The sequence below is a fragment of the Muricauda sp. SCSIO 64092 genome (assembly GCF_023016285.1).
Lineage (GTDB): Bacteria > Bacteroidota > Bacteroidia > Flavobacteriales > Flavobacteriaceae > Croceivirga.
In genome coordinates this window covers 767,200-792,812 of sequence record NZ_CP095413.1, presented here as the reverse complement: position 1 = coordinate 792,812, position 25,613 = coordinate 767,200, and the positions used below count along the sequence as shown (strand labels likewise).

The following is a 25,613-nucleotide window of genomic DNA, read 5'->3' as shown; positions in this document are numbered from 1 at the left end:
TTTTGCAGCAGGGAATGTCTATGATGAACCATTTAAAAATTTTGGGCGTAGGTCTTTTGATCAGTTGGCTGGGGGCCTTGCCTTTGGGCACACTAAATATCACTGCTTTTGATATTGCAGCTTCCCAAGGATTTCAAAATGCCATATGGTTTGCCCTCTCGGCTATCCTTATTGAGTTATGTTACGTAAGGCTTACCCTTTGGGGCAATGGAAAGCTGCATTTTGACGAACAATGGCTTTCTGTGCTGTTACCCTTTGGAGCATTGTTGTTGCTATATCTATCTTTTTCCAGTTTTACGTCCGTCACATCCGGTGAAGCCATCCCGGAAAACCATTGGGTGTCTTCATTACATTCCCCTATTCTTTTAGGGCTGCTTTTAAGTGCCTTAAACCCAATGCAGGTGCCTTTTTGGCTCACTTGGAATAAGGTATTGTCATCAAAAAACATCTTGGGGGACACCGGTCTATCACATTCCTTTTATATGCTGGGTATTGGTTTGGGAACACTGCTTGCCCTGTTGCTTTTTATTTGGTTGGGGGGCATTGTGATGGCAGATTATCAGGTCTACACTTTATATACAAATAGGGCCCTGGGTATCATTTACCTTGGGTTTTCATTATATCTTTTGTTTTTATTCTATCAAAGAAGTCTTAAACCAATATTTCAATGACCTTATTTAAATCTTCAGTGGACACACTTGAACAATTTAAATCAATTTTAGGCAAGTTGCCCAAAGATTCCTATGCCGCACCATGTGACGTACTTTCCCAGGCCACTATTGGCCAGCATACGCGCCATGTGATAGAACTGTACCTGTGCTTGATAAAAGGTTATGATAATGGGCAGGTATCTTATGATAAAAGACAACGCAACAAACGAATTGAAAATGAGGTTTCTATTGCCATTGAACAGTTGGACTACATTCAGGACCATTTGGAGAAACCGGACAGGAAGGTCAAAATGGAATACGAATTAAATGGTGTAGGGAATAGTATGTCATCCAACTACTATCGCGAGGTGATGTACAACCTGGAACATGCCATCCACCATCATGCCTTGATCAAAATAGGCATCAAGCACTTTACTGAAATGGAACTCCCGGAATCTTTTGGGGTTGCCCCATCAACAATGCATTATCGAAAGGCATGTGCACAGTAACCTATATACCGACAGGAAACAAGGCTTTTGTCACTTCCAATCGTGATGAACATGTTTCACGTAAAGCCCTTTTAACCCCTAAGAAGGAATTGCTGAATGGCCTAAAAGTGGTTTATCCCAAGGATAAAACGGCAGGAGGGACCTGGTTTGCCCTTAATGAAAATGGGACAGTGACCGTTTTATTGAACGGTGCCGTCCAAAATCATGAAAGACAACCACCTTACCGAAAAAGCAGGGGACTCATTGTTTTGGATATTGTTTCAAAATTCGAGCCTGTTGCGTATTTAAAGGAAATTGATTTAAAAGGTATAGAGCCGTTTACCCTTATTGTGTACAAGGATTCCGTTTTATTTGAATTTCGTTGGGATGCTGTCCAAAAACGGCTAAAACAATTGGATGCGGCCTTACCGTACATTTGGTCCTCATGGACGCTATATAACCAAGCGGCACAGCTAGGGCGAAATGGCCATTTTCAGGATTTTGTCAATGGTACTATTGAATTTGAAAAGGCTTCAATTTTGGATTTTCATCGGACCAATCACGGCGATGCTGAAAACGGTTTCGTTATTGACCGCTCAAATGGGCTAAAGACCTTAAGTATCAGTCAAGCCATTATTGGGACGAAGGAAATTCGTTTAAACCACCATGATCTAACCTCGGATGAAATGGCTTCGCAAGCACTTCCCATTAATTCACCAATACGTGCTACATCATGAAATTGCTATGGCACAAAATAATGCATTGGGAGTTTTGGCCTTTTAATCTCATTTACTACCCGCTGTTTCCGGTTTGGTTGTTTTTTTCGGCCAAAGCACGTTCCTTTTTCTTTTTTAATGCGGTAAATCCGTCCATGAAAAACGGGGGAATGGCCATGGAATCAAAAATGGATATTTATAGAAATATCCCCGATGAATTTATTCCTATTACGGTATTTGTTGGGAAGGGCGCTTCGGTTGAAACCGTTTTGGAAGACATTTCGTCACATGGCATACAATTTCCCTGCATAGCAAAACCGGATATTGGTATGAAAGCCTTTGCAGTGCAAAAATTGGATACGATATCGGATTTAATGGAGTATTTGAAAAAAACGCCGGCCGATTTTTTAATTCAGGAGTTCGTTCCTTATCAAGAAGAAGTGGGGATCTTTTATGTACGCTATCCCGGAGAAGCGAAAGGTAGGATTACGGGAATTGTGTCCAAGGAATTCTTGGCGGTAACAGGGGATGGAAAAAGCACCCTATTGGAATTGATCAAAAAGGATGCCAGAAGCCATTTACAGCTAAAGGTCCTGCGCCAGAGATTGGGCGCTGATTTGGATACGGTTTTAAGGGATGGTGAGCGACGTGTCCTGGTCCCCTACGGAAGCCATACCCGGGGTGCCAAGTTTATTGACTTTACACATAAGAATAATCCTGATCTGGAAGAGACATTCCATAACATTTGCGCTCAAATCAAAGGATTTTACTATGGTCGTATGGATGTGCTCTATGATTCTTTTGAGACCCTTTCCAAGGGTAAGGATTTCAGTATCATTGAGGTTAATGGAGCAGGTAGTGAGCCTACCCATATCTATGATCCAAAACACTCATTGCTATTTGGGTGGAAGGAAATTATTGGGCATTGGAACCATATGTGTAAAATCAGTATCATAAATCATAGGAAAGGACATCCCTACATGAGTTTTAAAGCAGGCAGGGCGATGCTCAAGGAAAATGAAGCATTGGAGTCCCAGTTAAAAATGATTTAGATGTTACCGAAGCAATTTTTGTTTTTGGGCCTTTTTTGGGTTTGTGTAACCACCACGTCCCAACAAAACGCAACGCCATCCAATCAAGTTGGATTGTCGGCACAGGTTTATCCGGCTGGTTTTATCCCTACGGTAAATTATGAGCATTTTTTCAATGGGAAGGGTTCCGTAGTCTTCCGATTAGGGTTTAATTTCACGGACCGACAGGATTTTAGCGACGTTAATTTGACCGAAGAAGGGGAAGGTTTTGGAGGGTCCTTTGGATATCGAAAGCATTTCCCGGTTGGAAAAGGAAGGATTGTAGTAGGACTTAACACCGATATTTGGAGTATGGAAATAGACTGGACCGATGAGGTTCAGGAAAGCCCGAGTGGTCCAATTGCCCCAATTTCTGGCAATACCAATATTTTAGTGGTACAACCCTGGTTGGAAGGGGGATATTTTCTGCCCATCAAGAATACAAAATCTTCCTTTGGGGCAACGCTCGGTTTTGGAAGGGAAATCAATGTGATAACCGATGGGGAAGAAGTTGCCCAGGGATTTATAGGTAGTGTAAGTGTACAGTACCTGATATCCATTTAATCCTTCAATTTAAATTGGTCTTGCTTTATCCGTACCGCCCTAAAGGAAAAAACGATCAATAAGGCCAAAGCTATCAGGCAACATACGATGCCACCTACGGAAAAGTAAATTGGAATATTGTCAACCATGGCATGGGAACTTTGATATAATCCCGCAATCAAGCCGGAAATCACAAAAAAGGCGACCGATGCATAAAGAAAGACCATGGCTAGGTTGATCAGTTTTAATTGCACCAACTTTCGTTCCAGTAAGTTGTTGTATCCCGTATGTTCCGAGATAAGGTTTTTGATTTCCAGGCTGAGTTGTCCCAATAAGTTGGAAGTCGACATCAATAGCAATCCGATTCCTGGTACAATGGTGATAGGTACATACCAGTTTTCCATCATGGTTTGGAGTATTGTTCAAAAGCTTCCCCAAAAAACTGAACGACCTTTTCCTCGGTGGTATTGGATGCAGGAAGTATGGCTCCTTTAAAACCATTATTATGCCAGAGCCCGTTACTTAATTGTCCAAAAACAGCGGTGTCCAAACCAACATGGCCTTCATATCCGGAGATATAGAAGTAATGATCGTCCACAAGGGAATCTGGAATGGCCATACCTATTCCCATGGACCTATTGGAGCCCCCATGGAGTATTGTAAAAGCGCCAGTATCAAAATGATGGGGCCAAATACGGATGTCCGATGATAAGTGCTCTTTTTCCAAGAACGAACGCAAGGATGTATTTGCCAATGTTCGTAAGTGTATGGTTTCCAACAGTACTTTTTCATCGGGTCGTTGAAATAGATAATCCCCATTCCACGAAAAAGGTAGGTCATAGTGCAAATTAAAATGGTAGGGCCTGTGGAATCCCATCCTTTTTGCAGACTCGGAAAGCAACGCAACAATGGCAGTATGGGTATTCCCGATCAATGCTATCCTTTTCTCGGAATCGACGTTCCATTTCAAGCTAAAATCGTTGAGGTCCAAGGTCAATTTTAACCCATTGTTGTCCAACTCCCAAGTTTCAAACCTCTTGCTGTGGGCATCAAATCCAATATTAGTATGACTGTCATCATCTTTTGGCACCAAAAAGCTCTTGCCTGCCATGGCCAAATACTGTGTCGCCAAGTGGATTACCTCAAGCATTGGTCCGCTCTTTTTTCTTTTCCACAATGGAATTGATGATCATTGGTGCATGTATCCGGGAGTTTTCGATAAACCATTTATGGGTTTCCATACCGCCACAGATAACACCTGCCAAATACAATCCTTCTACATTGGTTTCCATGGTTTCAGAATTGTAATAAGGCTTTCGCTTGTCATCATTGGAAAGTGCGATGCCCAATCCTTCCAAAAAAGTAAAATTGGGCTTATAGCCCGTAAGGGCAAGGACAAAATCATTTTCGAGCACTATTTCGCCTTCCGGAGTATTTACAACCAGTTCCGTGTTTTTGATCTCCGTAACATTGGCATTGTAATAGGCTTTGATACTTCCCTCATTGATACGATTGATAATATCTGGACGAACCCAGTATTTTACCCGTTGTCCCACCTCAGGTCCCCTAATGATCAAGGTTACTTCGGAACCCTTTCGCCAGCATTCCAAAGCGGCGTCTATTGCCGAATTACTTGCCCCGATAACGGCTAGTTTTTGACTGGCATAAAAATGGGGGTCCTTGTAATAATGTGATACCTTGGGTAAATCCTCACCGGGAATATTGAGCGTATTGGGAATATCGTAAAAACCCGTAGCCAGGATGATCTGGGAAGCTTTGTATTCCCTTTTTGACGTCTTGACAAGAAAACTGCCATTACTTTTTTCGACCGAATCCACCTTTTCAAATAAATTGATATGGAGCTTGTTGGAGGTGACAATCCTTCGATAATACTCCAGGGCTTCGTTTCGCTTGGGTTTGGCTTCTTTACTGATAAAAGGGATTTCATCAATTTCCAACTTCTCGGAAGAGGAGAAGAATTGCATATTAATGGGGTAATTGAATAAGGAATTGACTATGGGTCCTTTTTCAATAATCACATACGAGAGTCCTTTTTTCTTGGCTTCCAGGCCACACGCAATGCCAATGGGGCCACCACCAACTATAATGACATCAAATTCCTGCATCAGGCAATCACTTTCTTTAAGTTTTTGATTGTTTCGGAGGGATTGTCACTTTTAAAAACAAAGCTTCCAGCAACCAATACATCCGCTCCTGTCCCAATCAATTTTTTTGCATTGGTCGCATTGACTCCCCCATCAATTTCAATTAGGGCATTGGAATCTTTCCTTTCAATCAGTTTTTTAAGGTCACTGGTCTTTTGGTACGTGTTTTCAATGAACGATTGCCCACCAAACCCGGGATTTACGCTCATTAAACAGACCAAATCGATTTCTTTGATACTATCTTCCAATAACTTGACCGAAGTATGGGGGTTGAGCGCCACCCCTGCTTTCATCCCAGTGGCTTTTATGGCCTGTATGGTCCTGTGAAGATGTGTACAAGCTTCGTAATGGACTGTTAAGATATTAGCACCCAAATCCGCAAACGTTGTAATGTACCTATCTGGGTCAATAATCATTAAATGGACGTCCAATGTTTTTTTGGCATGTTTGGCAATGGCTTTCACCACCGGCATTCCAAAGGAGATATTGGGGACAAATACACCATCCATGATATCTAGGTGGAACCAATCGGCTTCACTTTTGTTCACCATTTCGATATCATATTGAAGATTGGCAAAATCCGCTGCCAATAGGGAAGGGGCTATGAGTTTTTGGTTCATGCGTCAAGAATTGAACCGCAAAGTTACTTATAAAGAAGCTATGGGTAAATTCATTCGCTCCCGTAACGGAATCGAGTTAAAAAACATAAAAACACTTAACATTAAATTAATATTTAATTAACTTTGCATCAACATTAAAATCTCACCAATGTCAAAGAAAAGCGAATTGAAAAAAGCGTTCAAAAAAGCCAAAAAAAATGTTTCCGTTAAAAAGAAAGCATTTGCAAAGGCTTTGAAGGAACTTAAAAAGTTAAAACAAAAGAAAGGCAAGAAAAAAGTATTGAAAAAAGCCCGTAAAGAAGCCAAGGTCTATAAGTTGGCCGTGAAAAAGGCCAACAAAAAAGCATTGATTGCAAAAAAAGCATTGAAAAAGGCAGCTTGATTAATGGATGTTTAGTGTTTTTTGAACAAAGGGGCAGTAAAGCCCCTTTTTTTATGCAATTCCATAAATGAAAAAACTCTGGTAATCAGCGCGATTTGCACCTTTTTTGCAACGTGTTTTCTGGGGTTCCCGGGACATTTTTGAACATTTATTATTTAAAAAGCGTAGCTCATCCACTCCTTTTTTCCTGGTACTCGATTATCATTTTCCGGCGGTGGCCCCCCACCTTGAAACGAAAATAACCTTCACCTGGAATCTTGGGAAAACATTTCAAATACTTCTTACCAGGGCTGCATGGATTTTTCATATTCGGCATCGAATCCTGTATTGTTGGTATTACGGACCAGGCTTTTCTTTTTTACCTTTAGTAGGTAATATAATTCTAACATTGTAAGATATATCTCTATGTACTCAGCAATAGCAATGGGAAAAGTCAACAGGGACGGGAGTATACTAACGGCAACGCCCGGCATCCGTGTAACAGTAGAAGATCCAGTTGGGGATATTATGGGCGCCATACAAGTAGGCTATAGGGTCCATCTACCGGAAAGACTGGTCAAAGACTCCAATTACATCATTCAACTCACACCAGAGAATTATGGTGAGGATGGTCCCGATCATGGGGAATGTTCGATTGCGGCCCTCGGACCGATTGATGAGACCGGTTTCAGCGTCGTTGTCTGGGGGGACAGACGTCAACTTATCGATCCCGACCCACCAACCATGGTCCCGGTACAGGCCAGATGGTTTTTCGTGCTGTACGAGATCTGTTAGTTGTAGGGATGATACTAAACTGTCCCGCAAGTGTTCATTGATACCACTTGCGCAAGGCATTTAAGGAAAAAGGGAAACCCTGATTTGGACCAATTTTCGTTTTTGGGGTTTGTTTTACCTTAAAACAAGAAACGTTTCGCGGCCCTTTAAAAACATGGATAAGTGCCCGGATTACCTTGACTTCTACACCAATCACGACAGTCGTTACAATTTTCCATTGGACTTAGCTCCGACCACTTGGATTTCCTACTGTCAAAGCCGCAATACAGTCCTATGGAGTATTTTTTCTTTGTAAAAGAGTGCGGTAAAGAGTGTGGTGAAAAATCACCGTTCTCTTCAGTAGCCCATGTATTTAAAGGGTTTTTGAGAATTTTCACCATGAAAAAACTCCGGTAATCAGCCGGAGTTTATTCATCAATCAAAAAACGAACAGTCATGATAAACTGCTGTAGTGTACTAAATTACAATTTTCTTGCCAAAAAAACAATTTAAGGTAAGTTTAACTGTAATTTATGGGGTCTAACCCAAGTATGTTTTTAAAATTTTGCTTCTGGAAGTATGTTTTAATCGCCGAATGGCCTTCTCCTTGATTTGACGTACACGCTCCCTGGTCAAATCGAAGGTTTCACCAATTTCCTCCAGGGTCATGGAGTGTTGGCCTGCCAAACCAAAGTACAGACGAATTACATCCGCTTCCCTTGGGGTCAATGTTTCCAGGGCACGTTCAATCTCGGTACGCAATGATTCGTGCAACAATTCCTTATCTGGATTGGGGGATTCCCCACTTTTTAATACATCGTACAAATTGGAATCCTCGCCATCAATAAGAGGTGCGTCCATAGATACATGGCGACCAGAGTTTTTCAAGGACTGCTTTACGTCCTCTACGGTCATATCCAATTCCTTGGCAATTTCCTCTGCGGAAGGAACACGTTCGTGCGCTTGCTCCAAAAAGGCAAAGGTTTTATTGATTTTATTGATTGAACCAATCTTGTTCAATGGTAAACGAACGATTCTGGACTGCTCGGCCAATGCTTGCAATATGGATTGACGAATCCACCATACAGCATAGGAAATAAACTTAAATCCCCTTGTTTCATCAAATCGTTGGGCGGCCTTGATCAATCCTAAATTCCCTTCATTAATAAGATCAGGTAAGGTAAGCCCTTGGTTTTGGTACTGTTTTGCCACGGATACCACAAACCTAAGGTTGGCCTTGGTCAATTTCTCCAGTGCAATCTGATCTCCGGCCTTGATACGCTGTGCCAATTCCACCTCTTCATCTGCAGTGATCAAATCGACCTTACCAATTTCCTGTAAGTATTTGTCCAAAGATGCGGTTTCCCTATTGGTAACCTGCTTTGTAATCTTTAACTGTCTCATTTAATTTTCCCTTTCTATTATTTTTTGGAACACTCTCCTTTTACTTATACGTAAGAAAGTTGAAAAAGTTACAATTTGATAAAATTTATTTGAAAAATAATTTGTAAAGAAAACCTCGGCCATGGGCCGAGGTTTAAAATTACGGACAAAAAGGGGTTTAGTCCCTTCTTGGTTTTCTATCACGGTTTCCTCCACGGCGGTCGCCCCCTCTTCGATCTCCCCTATCATTTCTGGAAGGGCGCTCAACAAAGCCCTCGGGCTTTGGCAAAAGCGCTTTTCGGGACACTTTTTCCTTTTTGGTCCTTGGGTCAAGTCCAAAATATTTCACATCGATGACATCACCAAGGTTGACCACATCGGTTACCTTATCGGTTCGTTCCCATGCCAATTCAGAAACATGGAGCAATACCTCATTACCAGGAGCTTCAACATATTCCACGACCGCTCCAAAATCAAGTAATTTGATGACCTGTACCTCATATGCACTACCCACTTCCGGTTTGAACATAACGGCTTCAATCTTGGCAATCACAGCATCGATACCGGCTTGGTCCGTACCTAAGATTTCCACGATTCCCTCTTCCGTTTCTGGATCCTCATTGATAACAATAGTGGTATTGGTCTCTTTTTGAAGTTCTTGGATAACTTTTCCTCCAGAACCAATAACAGCACCTATATATTCTCCTGGAATGATCTTGGTTACGATTTTAGGAGCATAGGATTTCACTTCAGGTCTCGGTGCTTCAATGGTATCGGTAAGGTGCTTTAATATGTGCAACCTTCCCTCTTTTGCCTGCATTAGGGCTTTTACCAATATTTCATAGGAAAGTCCCTTAACCTTAATGTCCATTTGGCAGGCCGTAATGCCCTCTTCAGTACCGGTTACTTTAAAGTCCATGTCCCCGAGATGATCTTCATCACCAAGGATATCGGAGAGTACGGCGTATTTACCGGTTTCCGTATCCGTTATCAATCCCATGGCAATTCCGGATACCGGCTTTTTTAGTTGCACCCCGGCATCCATGATGGCCATGGTTCCCGAGCAAACGGTGGCCATGGAAGAGGAACCATTGGATTCCAATACCTCGGATACCACACGAACAGTATAGGGACAATCCTCTGGGATCATACCCTTTAAAGCGCGTTGCGCCAAATTTCCATGTCCCACTTCCCTACGCGAAGTACCGCGAATGGGCCTTGCTTCACCTGTTGAAAACGGCGGGAAATTGTAATGGAGGTAAAATGATTCTTCACCTTCGTATGAAGGCATATCTATAATATTGGAATCCCTGGATGTCCCAAGGGTCACCGTTGCCAGTGCTTGTGTCTCTCCCCTGGTAAAGATGGATGAACCGTGTACGGAAGGCAAATAATCCACCTCGCACCAAATAGGCCTGATATCAGTGGTTTTTCTTCCATCCAATCGCAACCCTTCATTCAAAGTTAGGTTACGAACAGCCTCTTTATGGGCTTTAGCAAAGTACTTATGGATCAATGCTCCCAATTCTTCTTGCTCTTCTTCCGTGTAGGATTCAAAGACTTCTTCCTTTAAATCACTGAATGCCTGGCCCCGTTCTTGTTTGGAACTTCCTGCTTTGGCAATGGCATATGACTTGTCATAAACCATTTCATACACCTTTTTCTCAAGTTCTTCATCTTCGGGTTCCGGGTCATATTCACGAACCTCTTTTTTGCCAAAGGCTTCGGCCAATTTTCGTTGGGCCTCGCATTGTGCCTTAATGGCATCATGGGCAAATTCAATGGCCTTGACCATTTCCTCTTCAGAGATTTCCTTTAGCTCACCCTCCACCATCATTACGGAATCCTCGGAAGCTCCAATGACCATATCAATATCGGATTCCTTCAATTGTTTTAGGGTTGGGTTGATGATCAATTCACCATTGATACGCCCCACCCTTACTTCCGAAATTGGACATTCAAAGGGAATATCCGATAACTGAATTGCCGTGGACGCCGCCAAACCGGCCATTGCATCCGGCATAACATCTTCATCGTGCGACATTAACTGGATCATCACCTGTGTTTCGGCGTGGTAATCCTTTGGAAACAGTGGGCGCAATACACGGTCCACCAATCGCATGGTCAGCACCTCTCCGTCGCTGGGACGCGCCTCACGTTTAAAAAATCCACCTGGATAACGTCCTGCCGCTGCGAATTTTTCACGATAATCAACGGTAAGGGGTAAAAAGTCCACATCGGCAGCGTGGTAATTGGATACTACTGTTGCCAATAGCATGCACTTACCGGATTGTACCACTACCGAACCATGTGCTTGCTTGGCCAGTTTTCCGGTTTCGATAGAGATTTCCCTACCATCACCTAGGTCAATGACCTCTTTAAAAGTTTTTGGAATCATAAAAATTGTGTTGCCTTCTTTGTTGAAGGTCTTGTTAAACATTTGGTCTACCGCCTATCCGGGCGGTCGGGTTGTGTTGTTGCGTTGTATAGACCAATGAAAGCTCGAACAGCTTTTTGTATGCCCCGAACCACGTTCAGGGTCTTTCTTATGTGGTTTCATCGAACGTAACTACTTCGACAAAAAAGAAATGGGGCGTTGATAGCCCCATTATTTTATTTTCTAATACCTAACTCTTTTATAAGCGCACGGTATTTTTCAATGTCTTTTTTCTTGAGGTAATCCAACAAACTACGTCTTTTACCTACCAATTTCACCAAGGAACGTTCTGTGTTGAAATCCTTATGGTTTTCTTTCAAATGCTTTGTAAGGTGGTTGATACGATACGTGAACAATGCAATTTGTCCTTCGGTTGAGCCAGTGTTTCCCTCGGAACCACCGTGTTTTTTAAAAATCTCTGCTTTTTTTTCTTTACTTAAATACATGCCAATATTGTTAAAATGATTTTTATGTATTTGATTGGTTTTCCATTGTTTAGCATGGACTCCGGCAATCAAGGCGCAAAGATACTTCTTTTTTTGTTCTAAAAAATTTTATTTGGGATTAAACCTTTTTTCCCTGGTCAAGTCATAAGGACAAACTTTAAAATTTGATTGTTATGAAAAAGAGCCTTAAACCAATGAACCTAGTCGGACTTTTACTACTGTCCGTTTTGACGTTTACTGCTTGTAGTGAAGAAGAAACTGCAACAGAAGGGATTTTTACCGATGCCGAGGTCATTACCGTTGCGGAATTACAATACAGTGATGAAGCTGAACAAATGGCGGATGATATTGCCGAAATTGCGGAAGATGCGTATGTTTCCGATGAAATGTCGGTAACCTCAAAAGGCATGTACCTATCGGATTATTTACCTGATTGTGTGACCGTCACTACAACTGAAACGGACACTACCAAGGAAAAGACGATCGACTTTGGGGAGGGATGCGAACTAAGAAATGGGAACGTACTGGCCGGAATTGTCAAGTTAAGTTATGTCAATGATATGGAAGCCGCTTCCAAAACCATCACCCTAATGTTGGAAAATTTTGTCTTCAATGGGGTATCCGTAGAAGGGGGCGCCAGTATTCTCAGGGTACGGTCCAATGAAAATGGCAATCCACAGTCGACCATTACACGAAACTACAACGCAACATGGCCGGATGGCGAAACCGCTTCTTTTTCAGGAACCAGGACCAGGGAATGGATAGAAGGTTTCGGAACAGGTTTTTGGGGGGACAACGTTTTCCTGATTACGGGCAATGGTACATTTACCAACAGGGCAGGAAATGTTTTTTCCAAAGAAATTACCACGCCATTAAGACGGGAAATGAGCTGTAGGTTTATTGTACAGGGTGTTTTGGATATTTCCAGAAACGGCGCTACGGCAAGTCTGGATTTTGGGGATGGCAGTTGTGATGCGAAAGGGATTTTGACCAAACCCGATGGAACCTCGGAAGAAGTGTTTTTACGAAGGTTTTTTAAAAACTAGCCGTTGTTTTTGTTTGATGAAGGTGAATAAAAGGGAACCCGTTAAGCAACGGGTTCTTTTTCTTTTCGTAAAGGTTGGTTTGTAATCAAATCGATGTACTGGTTGATCTTCCTTTTTAGGTCCCTACGATGGACAATGAAATCCAGGAATCCATGTTCCTTGACAAATTCAGCGGTTTGGAAGCCATCCGGTAAATCCTTGCCCGTAGTATCCTTTACTACCCTAGGTCCTGCAAAACCGATCAAGGCACCGGGCTCTGAGATATTGATATCCCCCAACATGGCATAAGAAGCCGTCGTACCACCCGTGGTGGGATCGGTACAGAGTGAAATGTACGGGATTTTGGCTTCGGCCAATTGGGCCAATTTCGCCGAAGTTTTTGCCAATTGCATCAAGGAAAGCGCTGCCTCCATCATTCTTGCCCCACCAGATTTGGAAATCATTAAAAAGGGCAACTTCCTTTTTTTCGCATAATCCACCGCACGTGCAATTTTTTCCCCAACTACGCTTCCCATAGATCCTCCAATAAAACCAAAGTCCATACAGGCAACAACGAGGTCCTTGCCCATGGATTTGCCTACTGCGGTCTTTACGGCGTCGTTTAGGCCCGTTTTGGCCTTTGCCGCTTTCAATCGGTCCGAGTATTTTTTGGTATCCACAAATTTTAAGGGATCTTTTGAACTGAGTTTTTCGTCCAATTCCTTGAATTTGTTATCGTCAAAAAGAATTTCAAAATATTCTTTGCTGCCTATTCGAACGTGGTAATCATCCTCTGGGCTTACATAAAAATTCTTCGCCAAATCCTCGGACTCCACAATTTTTCCCGTGGGGGATTTGTACCAAAGGCCTTTGGGGGTGTCCTTTTTCTCTTCGGTAGACGTCTGTATACCTTTTTCCTTTCTTTTGAACCAAGATGACATATGAGGGAGCTTTTGACTAACTAAAGTGTATTGATATTGTTCAAATCCTCAAAGGCATTTTTTAATCGTTCTGAAAATGATTTCTCACCTTCCCTTAACCAAACCCTGGGGTCATAGAATTTTTTGTTGGGCACATCACCACCCTCCGGATTACCGATTTGTCCCTGCAAATAGGCACTCTTGCCCTGGACATAATCCCTTACACCGGCCATAAATGCGTATTGCAGGTCAGTGTCGATATTCATTTTGATGACCCCGTAACCAATGGCTTCCCTAATCTCCTCCAGCGTTGAGCCCGAACCACCATGGAAAACAAAATCGATATGGTTATGGCCAACGCCGTATTTCCCTGAAATATACTCCTGGGAATTCTTTAGAATTTTAGGGGTCAATTTTACGTTTCCAGGTTTATAGACCCCATGCACGTTGCCGAAGGCAGCGGCAATGGTAAATCTTGGACTTACCTTGGACAATTCTTCATAAGCATACGCTACTTCTTCCGGTTGGGTGTACAGTTTGGAACTATCAACATCCGTATTGTCCACACCGTCTTCCTCCCCGCCGGTAACCCCGAGTTCTATCTCCAAGGTCATGTCCATTTTGGACATGCGCTCCAAATATCGTTTACAGATTTCAATATTTTCTTCAATGGGCTCTTCGGATAAATCGATCATATGCGAGCTATAGAGTGATCTTCCGGTTGACTTGTAATGTGCCTCGCTGGCATCAAGCAACCCATCGATCCAAGGCAATAATTTCTTTGCGCAGTGATCGGTGTGCAGGATTACACTGGCCCCATAGGCTTCTGCCATTTGGTGTACATGCTTTGCCCCTGCGATTCCGCCTAAAATGGCCGATCTTTGATTTTCATTGGACAACCCTTTGCCCGCATTGAACTGTGCGCCTCCGTTGGAGAATTGAATGATGACCGGAGCGTTCAAGGATGCCGCGGTTTCCATTACGGCATTGACCGTGTTTGAGCCTATTACGTTTACTGCGGGAAGGGCGAATCCCTTTTCCTTAGCATAATTGAAAATTTCCTGTACTTGATGGCCTGTTGCTACGCCAGGCTTTATGTTGTGCGCCATATCTTAAGTTGGTTACTTGTTTGAATAGTCCACAAAAATAACAATAATTGATCTTAAAAAGGATAGTTGATACCAATGTTGAAAACAGCTTCTCGAAAATTGAAATCCGTGAACCATCGATCCGAACCCTCCAAAGCAGGATTGTAGGTCTTAAAGCCTGTGTCCAAACGTATTACAAAATAGGTAAAGTCGTACCGAAGGCCAAAGCCGGTCCCGAGAGCCAAATCGCTTAAAGAACTGAATCCGTTAAAAGTGGCATCAGGGTCCTCCACATTATCAAAAACGTTCCAAATATTCCCGGCATCCGCAAAAAATGCACCCTTTATATCCCCCACAATGGGGAACCTGTATTCCAAATTCAATGCCAGTTTAAGATTGGCCTCGTTGAACTCATTTTCGTTGTCCGTACGTCCCGGACCCAGGGCATATACCCTCCAGGCCCTGTTGTCGTTGGATCCACCTCCAAAGTAACTGCGAACAAAGGGAATGCTATTGGAGTTCCCATAGGGAATGGCCATTCCAAAAAATCCCCTAAAGGCCAAAACCTTTGATGGGGAAAGTCCCCAATGTTTTATATAGTCGAATTCCGTTTTTACGTATTGGGAATAGGGTACACTGAAAACCAATCCCCGGCCATTGTCATCTTGGTTAAACGGGATAATATTCTCAACTAGGGAAAGAACATTTCCAGCACTTTCGAACCGAATACGGTATTGAAAAAAATCATTGTCATTGATGCTTTCCCTGTTGTTCTTCTGAAACGTATAATTTGAAGTGAAAATGAGGTTGTCACTGGTCAAACGATCTTTTCTTTCCTCTATGATCCGGACTTCCCTCAAATCTTCGGAAGCTATGGGAAAGCCAGGTGCCGTAACGGCATCAATAAAACCCCGGGTACCCTCTGGCACGGACAGTCTTAGGGAATCGGTGGCATTTTGTACCGTTTCAAAAAAGGCTGCCAGTTCCGGGAAGTCCTCTACGGGATCGGTGGGATTTTCCATGATCCCGTCAAATCCATCGGCAATAAGATCCAGGCTGTTGTAGGAGTTATTGTAAACATTGAAGAAATTGTCAGGATTCGTATTTCTGACAAATTCAATGTTCAATAATTCAATCGTATTTCTCCTGAAGTTATCTGGGGACCAATTATAGGATAGAATGGAGTTCAAGGACACCCTGTCCAATCCAATATTGCGCTGAAAATTGGCACCTACGGTTAGTCTTGTCTGGGGGGCCATATAATAGGGGACAAGTTTCTCGGTTTTAATGGGAAACCATATTCTGGGAAAGGTAAGGTTGATGTCACCACCAATCTCTGATGTAAAGTTTTCATCCAGATTCTCATCGGCAAGGATACCAATGGAACCCCTGCCAGAGAGACTCAAGGTTTCCGCACCTTTAAAAACGTTTCTGATAATGACCGAGCCACCGAACCCTATCCCTACTTGTTGAATGTTGGATCGGGTCAATTCCAGGGAGGTATCCAACGAAAATTTGGGTCTGGGGACCAAGTATATATTGGAGGTCAAAAAAGTTCCTGTGGAATCGGGCAGTAGCTCAAAACTGGGATACTTAAAGGTGTTCAGATTAACAATTTGACGTTTGCTCCGTATTTCGTCCAATTCCCTGTAAATACTGTCCTGTTTAAAGAAAATGGCATCGGTAAGGGCTTCCGGTTGGTAGGCCAACTCATTTTTATAGTAAATGGTATAGTTCCGAAAATCCATGGATTGCAGGGAATCGTTGCTTTCGTTCAATTGATAATCGGCATAAATGTTGATTTTTTTAAAACGATTTACCCGATATTCCTTGGTGTTGCTGCTGTCCGTTGCGTTTCTTAAATCCTTGATATTGAGGATTACGTCCATTTTTTGATCGTCATTGACCTGTGAAGTATCCCTGACAATGTCATACGTGATGGAACTTTCCTGAAAATTGTAGATGCCGGAGTTCCTGAATATGGAAGTTAATCGTTCCCTTTCCTTGTTGAAATTGCCCAAATCAAATTGCTCGTCTTCTTTTACCCAAGACGCGTCTTGATTGATGCGATAAATGGAATCCACTTCCTTTGAAACTATGTTGTGTGCCAGGGAGTCAACCATGTAGGGTTTGCCCAAGTCCACATGAAAATCCATTTTGGCCCTGCGTTTGCGCCCAATAGGTCTTATATCATAGGAAACCGTATTGTTAAAGTATCCCTTGCTTCCATAGTAGTAGTTCAATCGTTCCACCGACTTATTTGTCCTAACGGTATCTATAATTGCGGGTGGTTCACCAACTCTTTTTAAAAGATTGCTTATTCCCCTTACCACAAAGGACTGTCCCAATCTATTGACTTGTTTTTGGGACAATAAAGAATTCAATCGTTGTTGTCTCTTGGGTTTTCTCTTCAACCAATCTTGATAAAGTGAATCTGGATTCTCTTTAGCGAGATTATAAAGGTTAAGGCGAAATGGGTATCCTAGGATGGTACTATTGGGACGTTGTGTCAATAGATTTCTGACATCCGAATCCCCCACCTTGGCGCTATCCGCAAAAATGGTGTTCTCCATGAGTAAAAACTCATTTTCAGGAACTTTTTTAACGGCGTTGCAGGAAGCCAGTAGAACTCCTACATATATAACCACTATTTTTGCCCTAAAGTTCCCGCGTAAGGAATAATCCATCATAAAGCTCAAAATTACACGAATTCCCATGGCTGGCAAAAAGTGGTTAAAACTCATAAAGAGCTTACATCAAAAAAAGTACCGAAATGAACATCGGCTTTTTTTTGTTGAGGGGAAAAAGTCCGTCGATGCGCTTTTGGAATCAGGAAGGCCGCCCATAAAAATTCTTTCCTACGCTGGATTCGTGCACCATTTTGATGGATTTCCATCGGAGGAAATCACCCCAAGGGAGCTTAAGGCCATAAGTGCCTTAAAAAACCCAAATGGGGTATTAGGGGTATTTAAGATGCCCGAAGGACCGGAAATAAATGAATTGGATTGGATTTTGGCCTTGGATGATGTTAGGGATCCGGGTAATTTGGGAACCATCATCCGTTTGTGTGATTGGTTTGGTATCAACAGCCTGGTCTGTTCAATGAATACAGTGGATTGTTACAACCCAAAAGTACTGCAGGCCACCATGGGTTCCATTGCCAGGGTCAACGTTGTTTATGATGATCTTCCACATTTCCTGGAAAGCACTTCTTTGCCGGTATTCGGGGCTTTTATGGATGGGTCAAATGTTTACGGGGAAAATATCCCAAAATCGGGGGTTTTGGTTATGGGTAATGAGGCCAATGGCATTTCCCCGGATGTGGAAAGATCAATTGCCAAAAAAATCGCCATACCCCAATATACCAATGAAACTGCGGAAAGCCTCAATGTGGCCATGGCAACCGGAATTCTTTTAAGTGAGGTAAGGAGAAAAGGATAATTGAATTTCTTGGGGTTCCGTTCAACACCTACTCAAAGGTGAAATTGATGAATATTCCCCTGGTTCGCATGGCATTTATATTTCCCGTCCATGGACTGTTGGGATCTTCATCGGGTACAAGCTCATTGTTTAAGGCAAAAACACCCCTTATGGAAGGGGTAAACTTAAAATATTCGGTATAGATATCTATTCCAAATCCCAGCTCATATCCGTATACGTTCTGTACCATTCTAAATACACCACTTTCATTATCCTCCAAACTATCTTCTTTGGCTCCAAGATTTATGGACGTATAAACCCCTCCGATCAAAAAGGGCTTCATGTTATTGAACCTTTTGGTACTTACTTTTAGTAATAAGGGGAAGCGAATATAGGTGGACCTTACTTCCCTAATGGCATCTTGTTGACTGGTAAACCCAGGGAATCCTAAATTCCTTTGGGTATACAACAAACCCGGTTCAAAACGGATATCCAAAAATTTGTTGAGACGCAATTCACCGATCAGGCCAACGTTAAAGCCATAGGTCTGTTCCACTAGAATATCCTGTCCTATGTCGTTTTCATATTCAAATTGGAAATCGTACCTATTAAACCCAAGGTAATACCCCCAGTTCAAAAAATCCTTGTCCTCGTTCTGCAGATTGATAATGGGATCTTTTCCAAACAACTGGGAATTTGCATGGTGCAAGGACACCAAAAAAAGGCATGTGAAAAAGAGTTTTTTCATCGAATTACTTTGAGGCTACATATATGGTTGCAACCCCAAGCGTTTGGGGTCTGTTCTCCACATCTATAAACCCCGTTTTTCGCAAAATATTGTTGAAGTCTTCCCCAAAAGGAAAAGCCGCCGCAGATTCGGAAAGATAGTTGTACGCTATCTTATCTTTTGAAAAAAGCCTGCCGATAGTGGGAAGAATGTATTTGCTATAGATATGATAGCCCTGTTTGGATGGAAATTTAGTGGGAACGGAGGTTTCCAGGACCACAAATTTGCCTTTAGGTTTCAAAACCCTATGGATTTCTGAAAGTCCCCTTTCCAGATTCTCAAAATTCCGGACGCCAAAGGCAACGGTAACAGCATCAAACGTATTATCGCTAAAAGATAGGTTTTCACTATCGCCAATGACCATTTCAATGATGTTGTCCAGATTTTTATCCCCTACCTTCTTCCTTCCAATTTCCAACATCCCAGGGGAGATGTCCAATCCAGTAATGCTTTTGGCCCCGCTTTTTTGGAGATTGATCGCCAAATCACCAGTACCCGTAGCAATGTCCAATATGTTTTCAGGTTTGGATTTGGATACGATATCCACCACCCGTCTACGCCACTTTACATCTATGCCAAGGGAAATAACCCTGTTCAACCCATCATAGTTCTTGGAAATGGTATCGAACATCTGCGTGACCTGGGCTTTTTTGCCCAGTTGGGATTCCTTATAAGGATTTACGTTTTTGGCCATGTGCAATTTTGTGGGCAAAGATAACACAACCGTAAACGCCTTGGCTGCTAAATAAAATGTTTACTTTTGTCCTACTTAATTTTATGACCATGGTACGGAATAGGACAGGGTCCAGCCGTTGCAGTCTTTCCGTTTTGGATATGGTGACCAGTTTTAGAAGGAAATGAAAATTATCATTGCAGGTGCGGGAGAGGTAGGTTTCCATTTGGCCAAACTACTTTCTTATGAAGCACAGGAGATTACGTTAATAGATACGGATAAAGAGAGTTTGGCGTATGCCGACAGCCATTTGGACATACGGGTCTTAAGAGGGGACGCTACTTCTGTAGCGGTGCTTCGTGATGCCAAGGTGGATTCCTCGGATTTGGTCATAGGGGTTACGGCCTCGGAAACAACAAACCTGACTTTTTGCCTGCTTGCAAAGCAATTGGGCAGCAAAAAAACCATTGCCAGGATATCCAATACCGAATTTGTGGACAACAAAGAACTGATCAAGTTCGATGAATTGGGAATCGATGAACTGATTTCCCCGGAGGAATTGGCGGCATCCGAAATTCAACTTTTGTTGAACCAATCAGCATTTAATGACACCTATGAGTTTGAGGAGGGGCTTTTGACCATGGTGGGTGTATTTTTGCCAAAAACGGCAGCCTTTGTGGGCAAAATGGTAAAAGAGGCGGCAAAGATTTTTCCCGAATTGCACTTTATGCCCATTGCCCTGCAACGTATGGGAACACAATATACCTTAATTCCGCGGGGTGACACCGTTTTTAAGGAAGGCGATCAGGTCTATTTTATCACCAATAAAGGAGGGGTGGACGATTTGTACAAGCTCACGGGAATGCAAAGGCGTGAAATCAAGAACGTGATGATCTTGGGCGGTAGTAAGGTAGGCTATAAAACGGCCAGGGATTTGTGTTCCAATAAGTTCAACGTAAAACTTATTGAAAAAAACAAGGAAAAAGCCTTTGATATTGCAGACGACATTCCCAATGCCCTGGTCATCAATGGAGATGGGCGTAATGTGGAACTTTTGGAAGAAGAAAGTTTGGAATCCATGGATGCCTTTATTGCCGTTACGGGAAACTCTGAGACCAATATCATGTCTTGCTTGGTAGCGAAGTCCCGAAAGATAAAAAAGACCATCGCCTTAGTGGAAAATATGGATTATTTTCAGTTGTCACAGTCCATAGGAATAGATACCCTGATCAATAAAAAGCTATTGGCCGCAAACACTATTTTTCGATACATCCGTAGGGGGGAAGTTTTGGCGGTTACACGTTTGAACAACCTCAATGCCGAAATTTTGGAGTTTGAGGTAAAAAGCACTTCAGTGGTCAATGGGGAGATTATCAAGGAACTGAATTTTCCCCGAGAAGCTATCATCGGAGGAGTAATCAGGGATGGTGAAGGGATCATTGCCTTGGGGGATTTTAAAATTACCGAGGGTGATAAGGTGGTTGTCTGTGCCCTGCCAAAAGCCATTCCTAGAATAGAAAAGCTCTTTCTCTAATGTGGCTCAATTTTAGGATCATCCTTCATATCATGGGATTGCTGTTATTGTGCAATGGCTCATTTATGTTACTGGCCGGTGGTGTGAGTGGTTTTTACAAGGATGGTGCAACACTGGATATTCTTTTGGCCGCCATAGTGATCATGCTTATAGGGGTTATGGCCATGTTCTATACCCGGGGCCATAGAAAGGAGGTAAAGCGCAAGGAAGGTTATATTATTGTGACTTTTGGATGGTTGGTGATGTCCCTATCGGGAGTTTTACCCTATATTTTTTCGGGTGCGATCCCAGATGTTACCAATGCTTTTTTTGAGACCATTTCGGGATATACCACTACGGGAGCCTCCATCTTAAATGATATTGAATCCCTGCCCAAGGGGATTTTGTTTTGGCGAAGTTTGACCCACTGGATCGGGGGAATGGGAATTATAGTTTTGGCAATTGCCATATTGCCCCTTTTGGGTATTGGTGGCATGCAGCTTTTTGCCGCTGAGGCCCCGGGACCGGGAGGGGATAAGCTACATCCAAGAATTACGGATACGGCAAAACGGTTATGGTTGATTTATGTGGGATACACTTTGGCAGAAACCGTCTTGTTGAAATTGGCCGGAATGTCCATTTTTGATGCCGCCAATCATGCGCTTTCCACCCTTTCCACAGGTGGTTTTTCGACGAAAAACGCCAGTATTGCCCATTGGAACAACAGTCCGTTGATACAGTATATTATCATGGTCTTTATGTTTTTGGCAGGGACCAACTTTGTAATGAGTTATTTCGCCTTTACCGGAAAGGTACAGCGTATTTTGAAAGATGAGGAATTTAGGGTGTACGCTATTTTTATTATGGTGTTTACCATTGTGGCGGGGCTCATTGTATACTATCAGGCCAATGTCCCTGTTTCCGACTATCACCCGCAGGTTTTGGGTCAAGGGGAGAGCGCATTTAGGCACGCCCTTTTTCAAGTATTGGCCATCATAACCACAACTGGTTTTGTGACCGCGGATTTCACCAACTGGACACCGTTTTTGACGGTTTTCTTCTTTGGGTTGATGTTTCTTGGAGGCTGTGCGGGGTCCACCTCGGGCGGGATTAAAGTGATGCGCCATCTACTGATCATCAAGAATGGCCTATTGGAGTTTAAACGGACACTGCACGCCAACGCAATCATTCCTGTTCGCTTCAACAAAAAAGTGGTGAGTGAACATATTGTCTATAATATCATAGGCTTTTTTGTGCTTTATATGTTGCTGTTCATTATTGGCGCATTGGTTTTGGGTTTTTTGGGTCTTGATTTTGAATCGGCCATAGGTGGGGCGGCTTCCTCCCTAGGGAATGTTGGTCCGGCTTTGGGGGACCTAAATCCCGTGGTCAACTTTAGCGCCTTACCTGCTTTTGGGAAATGGTGGTGCGGGTTCCTAATGCTTCTGGGAAGACTGGAACTTTTTACGGTATTGATTTTGGTCGTGCCTTATTTCTGGAAGCGAATTTAGACGGCCTGTTTTATTCTTGATAAGGCCTCTTTGATCTGTTCCTCGGAAGCTGCATAGGAAATCCGGATTCCGTTGGGATTTCCAAAGGCATCACCCGTAACCGTGGCTACATTGGCATTTTCCAACAAATACATGGCAAAATCAGAAGCATTATTGATTTTGACCCCATTCAGCTCCTTTCCAAAAAAGGAGGAAATGTCGGGGAATACGTAAAAGGCCCCTTCAGGCTCATTGCATTCAAATCCATCTATTTCATTCAAAAGCCCCAGAATGAGTTTCCTTCGGTTTTTGAATTCATCCACCATATGATGGATCCTATTGGGGGATTCCAACAATGCAGTAATAACAGCCCTTTGGGCAATACAATTGGCACCACTGGTAACCTGGCCCTGAAGTTTATTGCAAGCGCGGGCAATATAGGAAGGTGCACCTATGTAGCCAATTCGCCAACCGGTCATGGCAAATGCTTTTGCCACACCGTTCACCGTAATCGTGCGGTCGTACATATCTTCAAAAGCGGCCATGGACGCGTGTTCCGTGACCCCATAATTGATATGTTCATAAATTTCATCGCTGACCACCAAAATTTGTGGATGTTTTTGTAGAACGTCGGCTATGGCCCTAAGCTCCTTCGTGCTGTAAATGGAGCCGCTTGGATTACATGGGGAACTGTACCATAGCATTTTGGTTTTGGGTGTAATGGCTGCTTCCAACTGGTCCGGGGTCATTTTAAAGTCCGTTTCCAGGGATGTTGGAACTTCAACCGGTACCCCTCCGGAGAGTTTTACAATATCGCTGTAACTTACCCAATATGGGCAGAGAAGGATAACTTCATCACCTTGGTTCAGACACACCTGTGCCACGTTGTACAGCGACTGTTTTGCACCGGTGGAGACTACAATTTGGGAGCGATCGTACGTCAGCCCATTGTCTCTTTTATATTTCGTTATAATGGCATCTTTCAGTTCAATATAACCGTCTACGGGAGTGTAGGAATTGTAGTTATCTTCTATGGCCTGTTTGGCGGCTTCCTTAATGTACTCCGGGGTGTTAAAGTCTGGTTCCCCAAGGCTTAATCCAATAACATCTTTTCCCGCTGCCCTAAGTTCACGGGCTTTTGCCGCCATTTCCAAGGTTGCCGATGGAACAAGGCGGTTGATTCTGTCTGAAAGTTGGTTGCTCATTTTTCGCTAGTATTGATAGTTGAGTGGAGGTTGTCCCAACTCCTTCAAATGTTTGAAGTGCGAAATTATAGCTTTTCTGGTAGTTTTATATTCGTGATAGGGTAAATTAAATTCCTTGGCGGTTTCCTTAACAATTTTGGCAATTTTTGTGTAATGGATATGGCTGATATGAGGAAAAATATGATGTTCCACCTGATGGTTCAAGCCACCGGTAAACCAATTGATGACCTTATTTTTTGTTCCAAAATTCACGGTGGTGAACAATTGATGGATGGCCCAGGTATTTTTCATGGTCCCTGTTTCATCTGGTAGTGGGGTTTCTGCATCCTCCACAATATGGGCCAATTGGAATACCACACTTAGGATAAGTCCGGCAACATAGTGCATTACAAAAAAGCCTATGAACACATGCCACCAGGGAATGTCAAAGAATAGGATGGGGAGCACAATCCAAATGGTGAAATAAAGTGCCTTGGTTATGGCCAATGTACTCCAATTTAGAACGGGATTCGGAAATTTACCATAGGCCAACTTTCTTTTGGTGTAGTTGTACATCTGCTTAAAATCAGTGGTAATGGCCCAGTTAAAAGTAAGCAGTCCATATAGAAAAAGGGAATACCAATGTTGGAACTTGTGGTGTTTTTTCCACTCGGTGTGTTTGGAGAATCTCAGTATCCTTCCTGCTTCCATATCCTCATCATGCTCATGGATATTGGTATAGGTATGGTGCAGCACATTGTGTTGAACCTGCCAGTTGTAAACGTTTCCTGCCAAAAGGTACATGCTGCTGCCAAGGACCTTGTTCAACCATTTTTTACTGGAATAGGAACCGTGGTTGGCATCATGCATTACGTTCATTCCAACACCGGCCATGCCAACCCCCATAACAACGGTCAATAGAAATTGTACCCAGGTGGGAAGGTTAAGCGTGAGCATCAAAAAATAAGGGGAAAGGAATATTGAAAACATCACAATGGTCTTTAGGTGAAGCTTCCAGTTCCCGGTCTTTTTAATTTCCTTTTCCTTAAAATAATGGTTGACCCTTTTGTTCAGTGTTCTAAAAAATTGTGCGGAGTCTTTTCGCGAAAAGCGTATGGTATCTTTATTCATAAAATTGATTTGCGCAATCTTTAGTCGATAGATTGGTTCCAAAAATAACGGAATCTCACTAGGTAAAAGTATTATTTTTGACAAATTAACAGGTTTTCATGGGTGTCGAAACGATTCTCAAGTACTTTCCCTCACTTTCCAAGGGGCAGTTTCTTCAATTTGAAGCACTTGAACACCTCTATCAGGATTGGAACCAAAAAATCAATGTGGTTTCAAGAAAGGATATTGATGAGCTCTATCTCCGACATGTATTACATTCTTTAGGGATAGCCAAAGTTCAAAGGTTCAATGAGGGTTCCGAAATTTTGGATGTGGGGACCGGTGGGGGTTTTCCCGGAATTCCATTGGCCATCCTTTTTCCAAGAACCCAGTTTGTCCTGGTTGATGCCATTGGAAAAAAGATAAAGGTGGTACATGAGGTCATTGAAGGCTTGGGCTTGGATAATGTGATCGCACACCATTCCAGAGTGGAGGATTTGCCTGGGGAGTTCGATTTTATAGTAAGCCGTGCCGTTGCCGCCATGCCCACTTTTGTGCACTGGACCAAGGGAAAGATCAAAAAAGACGCTGCCCATGAGCGCAGGAATGGAATTCTTTACTTAAAAGGTGGTGACCTCACCGAGGAATTGGCCCCATATAGAACGGCCCAACTCTTTGAGTTAAAGGATTTTTTTGAGGAAGACTTTTTTGAAACCAAGAAAGTGGTGTATTTGCCCCAAAAAAAATAAA

General features: G+C 42.8%; 26 protein-coding genes. 12 read left to right on the top strand and 14 right to left on the bottom strand.

Annotated elements, in window-relative coordinates:
• Positions 1-20 precede the first annotated feature (20 nt).
• The 5 genes from L0P88_RS03145 to L0P88_RS03125 are packed head-to-tail and all read left to right on the top strand — an operon-like array spanning position 21 to position 3,488.
• Positions 21-671: a LysE family transporter gene (locus L0P88_RS03145; RefSeq protein WP_247133184.1), complete on the top strand. Its 651-nt coding sequence runs from the start codon at positions 21-23 to the stop codon at positions 669-671.
• Entirely contained in the window at positions 668-1,159 is a 492-nt protein-coding gene (locus tag L0P88_RS03140) for a DinB family protein (protein WP_247133183.1), read from the top strand. The genes L0P88_RS03145 and L0P88_RS03140 overlap by 4 nt, the downstream gene beginning before the upstream one ends.
• A complete protein-coding gene (locus L0P88_RS03135) occupies positions 1,147-1,875 on the top strand; it encodes an NRDE family protein (RefSeq protein WP_247133182.1) in 729 nt (242 codons plus the stop codon). The genes L0P88_RS03140 and L0P88_RS03135 overlap by 13 nt, the downstream gene beginning before the upstream one ends.
• Positions 1,872-2,906 carry a D-alanine--D-alanine ligase gene (locus L0P88_RS03130; protein ID WP_247133181.1) on the top strand — a complete coding sequence of 345 codons (1,035 nt, stop codon included), beginning with the start codon at positions 1,872-1,874 and terminating at the stop codon, positions 2,904-2,906. Before L0P88_RS03135 ends, L0P88_RS03130 begins: the two co-directional genes overlap by 4 nt.
• Positions 2,907-3,488 (top strand): hypothetical protein, encoded by a 582-nt coding sequence (locus tag L0P88_RS03125; protein WP_247133180.1) that lies wholly within the window; start codon positions 2,907-2,909, stop codon positions 3,486-3,488.
• Here the strand turns inward: L0P88_RS03125 and L0P88_RS03120 are convergent.
• Genes L0P88_RS03120 through rpe form a run of 4 tightly spaced genes read right to left on the bottom strand, consistent with a single transcriptional unit; the run spans position 3,485 to position 6,252 of the window.
• Positions 3,485-3,874 carry a DUF2721 domain-containing protein gene (locus L0P88_RS03120; RefSeq protein ID WP_247133179.1) on the bottom strand — a complete coding sequence of 130 codons (390 nt, stop codon included), beginning with the start codon at positions 3,872-3,874 and terminating at the stop codon, positions 3,485-3,487. The two genes, L0P88_RS03125 and L0P88_RS03120, sit on opposite strands and share 4 nt — an antisense overlap.
• Positions 3,871-4,617: a hypothetical protein gene (locus L0P88_RS03115; RefSeq protein ID WP_247133178.1), complete on the bottom strand. Its 747-nt coding sequence runs from the start codon at positions 4,615-4,617 to the stop codon at positions 3,871-3,873. Before L0P88_RS03115 ends, L0P88_RS03120 begins: the two co-directional genes overlap by 4 nt.
• Positions 4,610-5,593, bottom strand: a complete 984-nt coding sequence (locus L0P88_RS03110; protein WP_247133177.1) for a YpdA family putative bacillithiol disulfide reductase — start codon at positions 5,591-5,593, stop codon at positions 4,610-4,612. Before L0P88_RS03110 ends, L0P88_RS03115 begins: the two co-directional genes overlap by 8 nt.
• Positions 5,593-6,252 carry a ribulose-phosphate 3-epimerase gene (gene rpe / locus L0P88_RS03105; RefSeq protein ID WP_247133176.1) on the bottom strand — a complete coding sequence of 220 codons (660 nt, stop codon included), beginning with the start codon at positions 6,250-6,252 and terminating at the stop codon, positions 5,593-5,595. Before rpe ends, L0P88_RS03110 begins: the two co-directional genes overlap by 1 nt.
• Positions 6,253-6,400: 148 nt before the next feature.
• On the opposite strand from rpe, the gene L0P88_RS03100 reads away from it, so the two are divergent.
• Complete coding sequence (locus L0P88_RS03100) at positions 6,401-6,634, top strand: hypothetical protein (RefSeq protein WP_247133175.1); 234 nt, start codon at positions 6,401-6,403, stop codon at positions 6,632-6,634.
• A 405-nt stretch (positions 6,635-7,039) separates the two neighbouring features.
• The gene (locus L0P88_RS03095; protein ID WP_247133174.1) at positions 7,040-7,408 is read left to right on the top strand and encodes a hypothetical protein; all 369 of its coding nucleotides are present in this window, start codon (positions 7,040-7,042) and stop codon (positions 7,406-7,408) included.
• A 519-nt stretch (positions 7,409-7,927) separates the two neighbouring features.
• Here the strand turns inward: L0P88_RS03095 and L0P88_RS03090 are convergent.
• From L0P88_RS03090 to rpsO, 3 genes are all read right to left on the bottom strand, one after another.
• Positions 7,928-8,791 carry an RNA polymerase sigma factor RpoD/SigA gene (locus L0P88_RS03090; RefSeq protein WP_158778561.1) on the bottom strand — a complete coding sequence of 288 codons (864 nt, stop codon included), beginning with the start codon at positions 8,789-8,791 and terminating at the stop codon, positions 7,928-7,930.
• Positions 8,792-8,948: 157 nt separating this feature from the next.
• Complete coding sequence (locus tag L0P88_RS03085) at positions 8,949-11,168, bottom strand: polyribonucleotide nucleotidyltransferase (protein ID WP_247133173.1); 2,220 nt, start codon at positions 11,166-11,168, stop codon at positions 8,949-8,951.
• A 215-nt stretch (positions 11,169-11,383) separates the two neighbouring features.
• Entirely contained in the window at positions 11,384-11,653 is a 270-nt protein-coding gene (rpsO, locus tag L0P88_RS03080) for a 30S ribosomal protein S15 (protein WP_158778568.1), read from the bottom strand.
• A gap of 173 nt (positions 11,654-11,826) precedes the next feature.
• On the opposite strand from rpsO, the gene L0P88_RS03075 reads away from it, so the two are divergent.
• Positions 11,827-12,699 (top strand): hypothetical protein, encoded by an 873-nt coding sequence (locus tag L0P88_RS03075; RefSeq protein WP_247133172.1) that lies wholly within the window; start codon positions 11,827-11,829, stop codon positions 12,697-12,699.
• 41 nt (positions 12,700-12,740) lie between these two features.
• On the opposite strand, the gene accD is transcribed toward L0P88_RS03075, so the two are convergent.
• From accD to L0P88_RS03060, 3 genes are read right to left on the bottom strand one after another with little or no spacing between them, the layout of a single operon-like run.
• Complete coding sequence (gene accD / locus L0P88_RS03070; RefSeq protein WP_247133171.1) at positions 12,741-13,619, bottom strand: acetyl-CoA carboxylase, carboxyltransferase subunit beta; 879 nt, start codon at positions 13,617-13,619, stop codon at positions 12,741-12,743.
• Positions 13,620-13,639: 20 nt separating this feature from the next.
• A complete protein-coding gene (gene fbaA, locus L0P88_RS03065) occupies positions 13,640-14,707 on the bottom strand; it encodes a class II fructose-bisphosphate aldolase (RefSeq protein WP_247133170.1) in 1,068 nt (355 codons plus the stop codon).
• A gap of 53 nt (positions 14,708-14,760) precedes the next feature.
• Positions 14,761-17,403 (bottom strand): BamA/TamA family outer membrane protein, encoded by a 2,643-nt coding sequence (locus tag L0P88_RS03060; protein WP_247133169.1) that lies wholly within the window; start codon positions 17,401-17,403, stop codon positions 14,761-14,763.
• Here L0P88_RS03060 and L0P88_RS03055 point away from each other — a divergent pair.
• On the top strand, positions 17,402-18,127 hold the full coding sequence (locus L0P88_RS03055; RefSeq protein ID WP_247133168.1) for a TrmH family RNA methyltransferase: 726 nt from the start codon (positions 17,402-17,404) through the stop codon (positions 18,125-18,127). The two genes, L0P88_RS03060 and L0P88_RS03055, sit on opposite strands and share 2 nt — an antisense overlap.
• A gap of 28 nt (positions 18,128-18,155) precedes the next feature.
• Here L0P88_RS03055 and L0P88_RS03050 read toward each other — a convergent pair whose 3' ends face one another.
• Both L0P88_RS03050 and ubiE read right to left on the bottom strand, forming a co-directional pair.
• Positions 18,156-18,854 carry a porin family protein gene (locus L0P88_RS03050; RefSeq protein ID WP_247133167.1) on the bottom strand — a complete coding sequence of 233 codons (699 nt, stop codon included), beginning with the start codon at positions 18,852-18,854 and terminating at the stop codon, positions 18,156-18,158.
• Between the two features lie 4 nt (positions 18,855-18,858).
• Entirely contained in the window at positions 18,859-19,587 is a 729-nt protein-coding gene (gene ubiE / locus L0P88_RS03045; protein WP_247133166.1) for a bifunctional demethylmenaquinone methyltransferase/2-methoxy-6-polyprenyl-1,4-benzoquinol methylase UbiE, read from the bottom strand.
• Positions 19,588-19,750: 163 nt separating this feature from the next.
• On the opposite strand from ubiE, the gene trkA reads away from it, so the two are divergent.
• Together trkA and L0P88_RS03035 are read left to right on the top strand one after the other, a co-directional pair.
• Complete coding sequence (trkA, locus tag L0P88_RS03040) at positions 19,751-21,100, top strand: Trk system potassium transporter TrkA (RefSeq protein ID WP_247133165.1); 1,350 nt, start codon at positions 19,751-19,753, stop codon at positions 21,098-21,100.
• Complete coding sequence (locus tag L0P88_RS03035; protein ID WP_247133164.1) at positions 21,100-22,590, top strand: TrkH family potassium uptake protein; 1,491 nt, start codon at positions 21,100-21,102, stop codon at positions 22,588-22,590. Before trkA ends, L0P88_RS03035 begins: the two co-directional genes overlap by 1 nt.
• On the opposite strand, the gene L0P88_RS03030 is transcribed toward L0P88_RS03035, so the two are convergent.
• Both L0P88_RS03030 and L0P88_RS03025 read right to left on the bottom strand, forming a co-directional pair.
• Positions 22,587-23,774 carry a pyridoxal phosphate-dependent aminotransferase gene (locus L0P88_RS03030; RefSeq protein ID WP_247133163.1) on the bottom strand — a complete coding sequence of 396 codons (1,188 nt, stop codon included), beginning with the start codon at positions 23,772-23,774 and terminating at the stop codon, positions 22,587-22,589. The two genes, L0P88_RS03035 and L0P88_RS03030, sit on opposite strands and share 4 nt — an antisense overlap.
• A 6-nt stretch (positions 23,775-23,780) precedes the next feature.
• On the bottom strand, positions 23,781-24,884 hold the full coding sequence (locus L0P88_RS03025) for a fatty acid desaturase family protein (protein ID WP_247133162.1): 1,104 nt from the start codon (positions 24,882-24,884) through the stop codon (positions 23,781-23,783).
• 98 nt (positions 24,885-24,982) lie between these two features.
• Here L0P88_RS03025 and rsmG point away from each other — a divergent pair, with 98 nt between their 5' ends.
• Positions 24,983-25,612: a 16S rRNA (guanine(527)-N(7))-methyltransferase RsmG gene (gene rsmG / locus L0P88_RS03020; RefSeq protein ID WP_247133161.1), complete on the top strand. Its 630-nt coding sequence runs from the start codon at positions 24,983-24,985 to the stop codon at positions 25,610-25,612.
• Position 25,613: the final 1 nt, after the last annotated feature.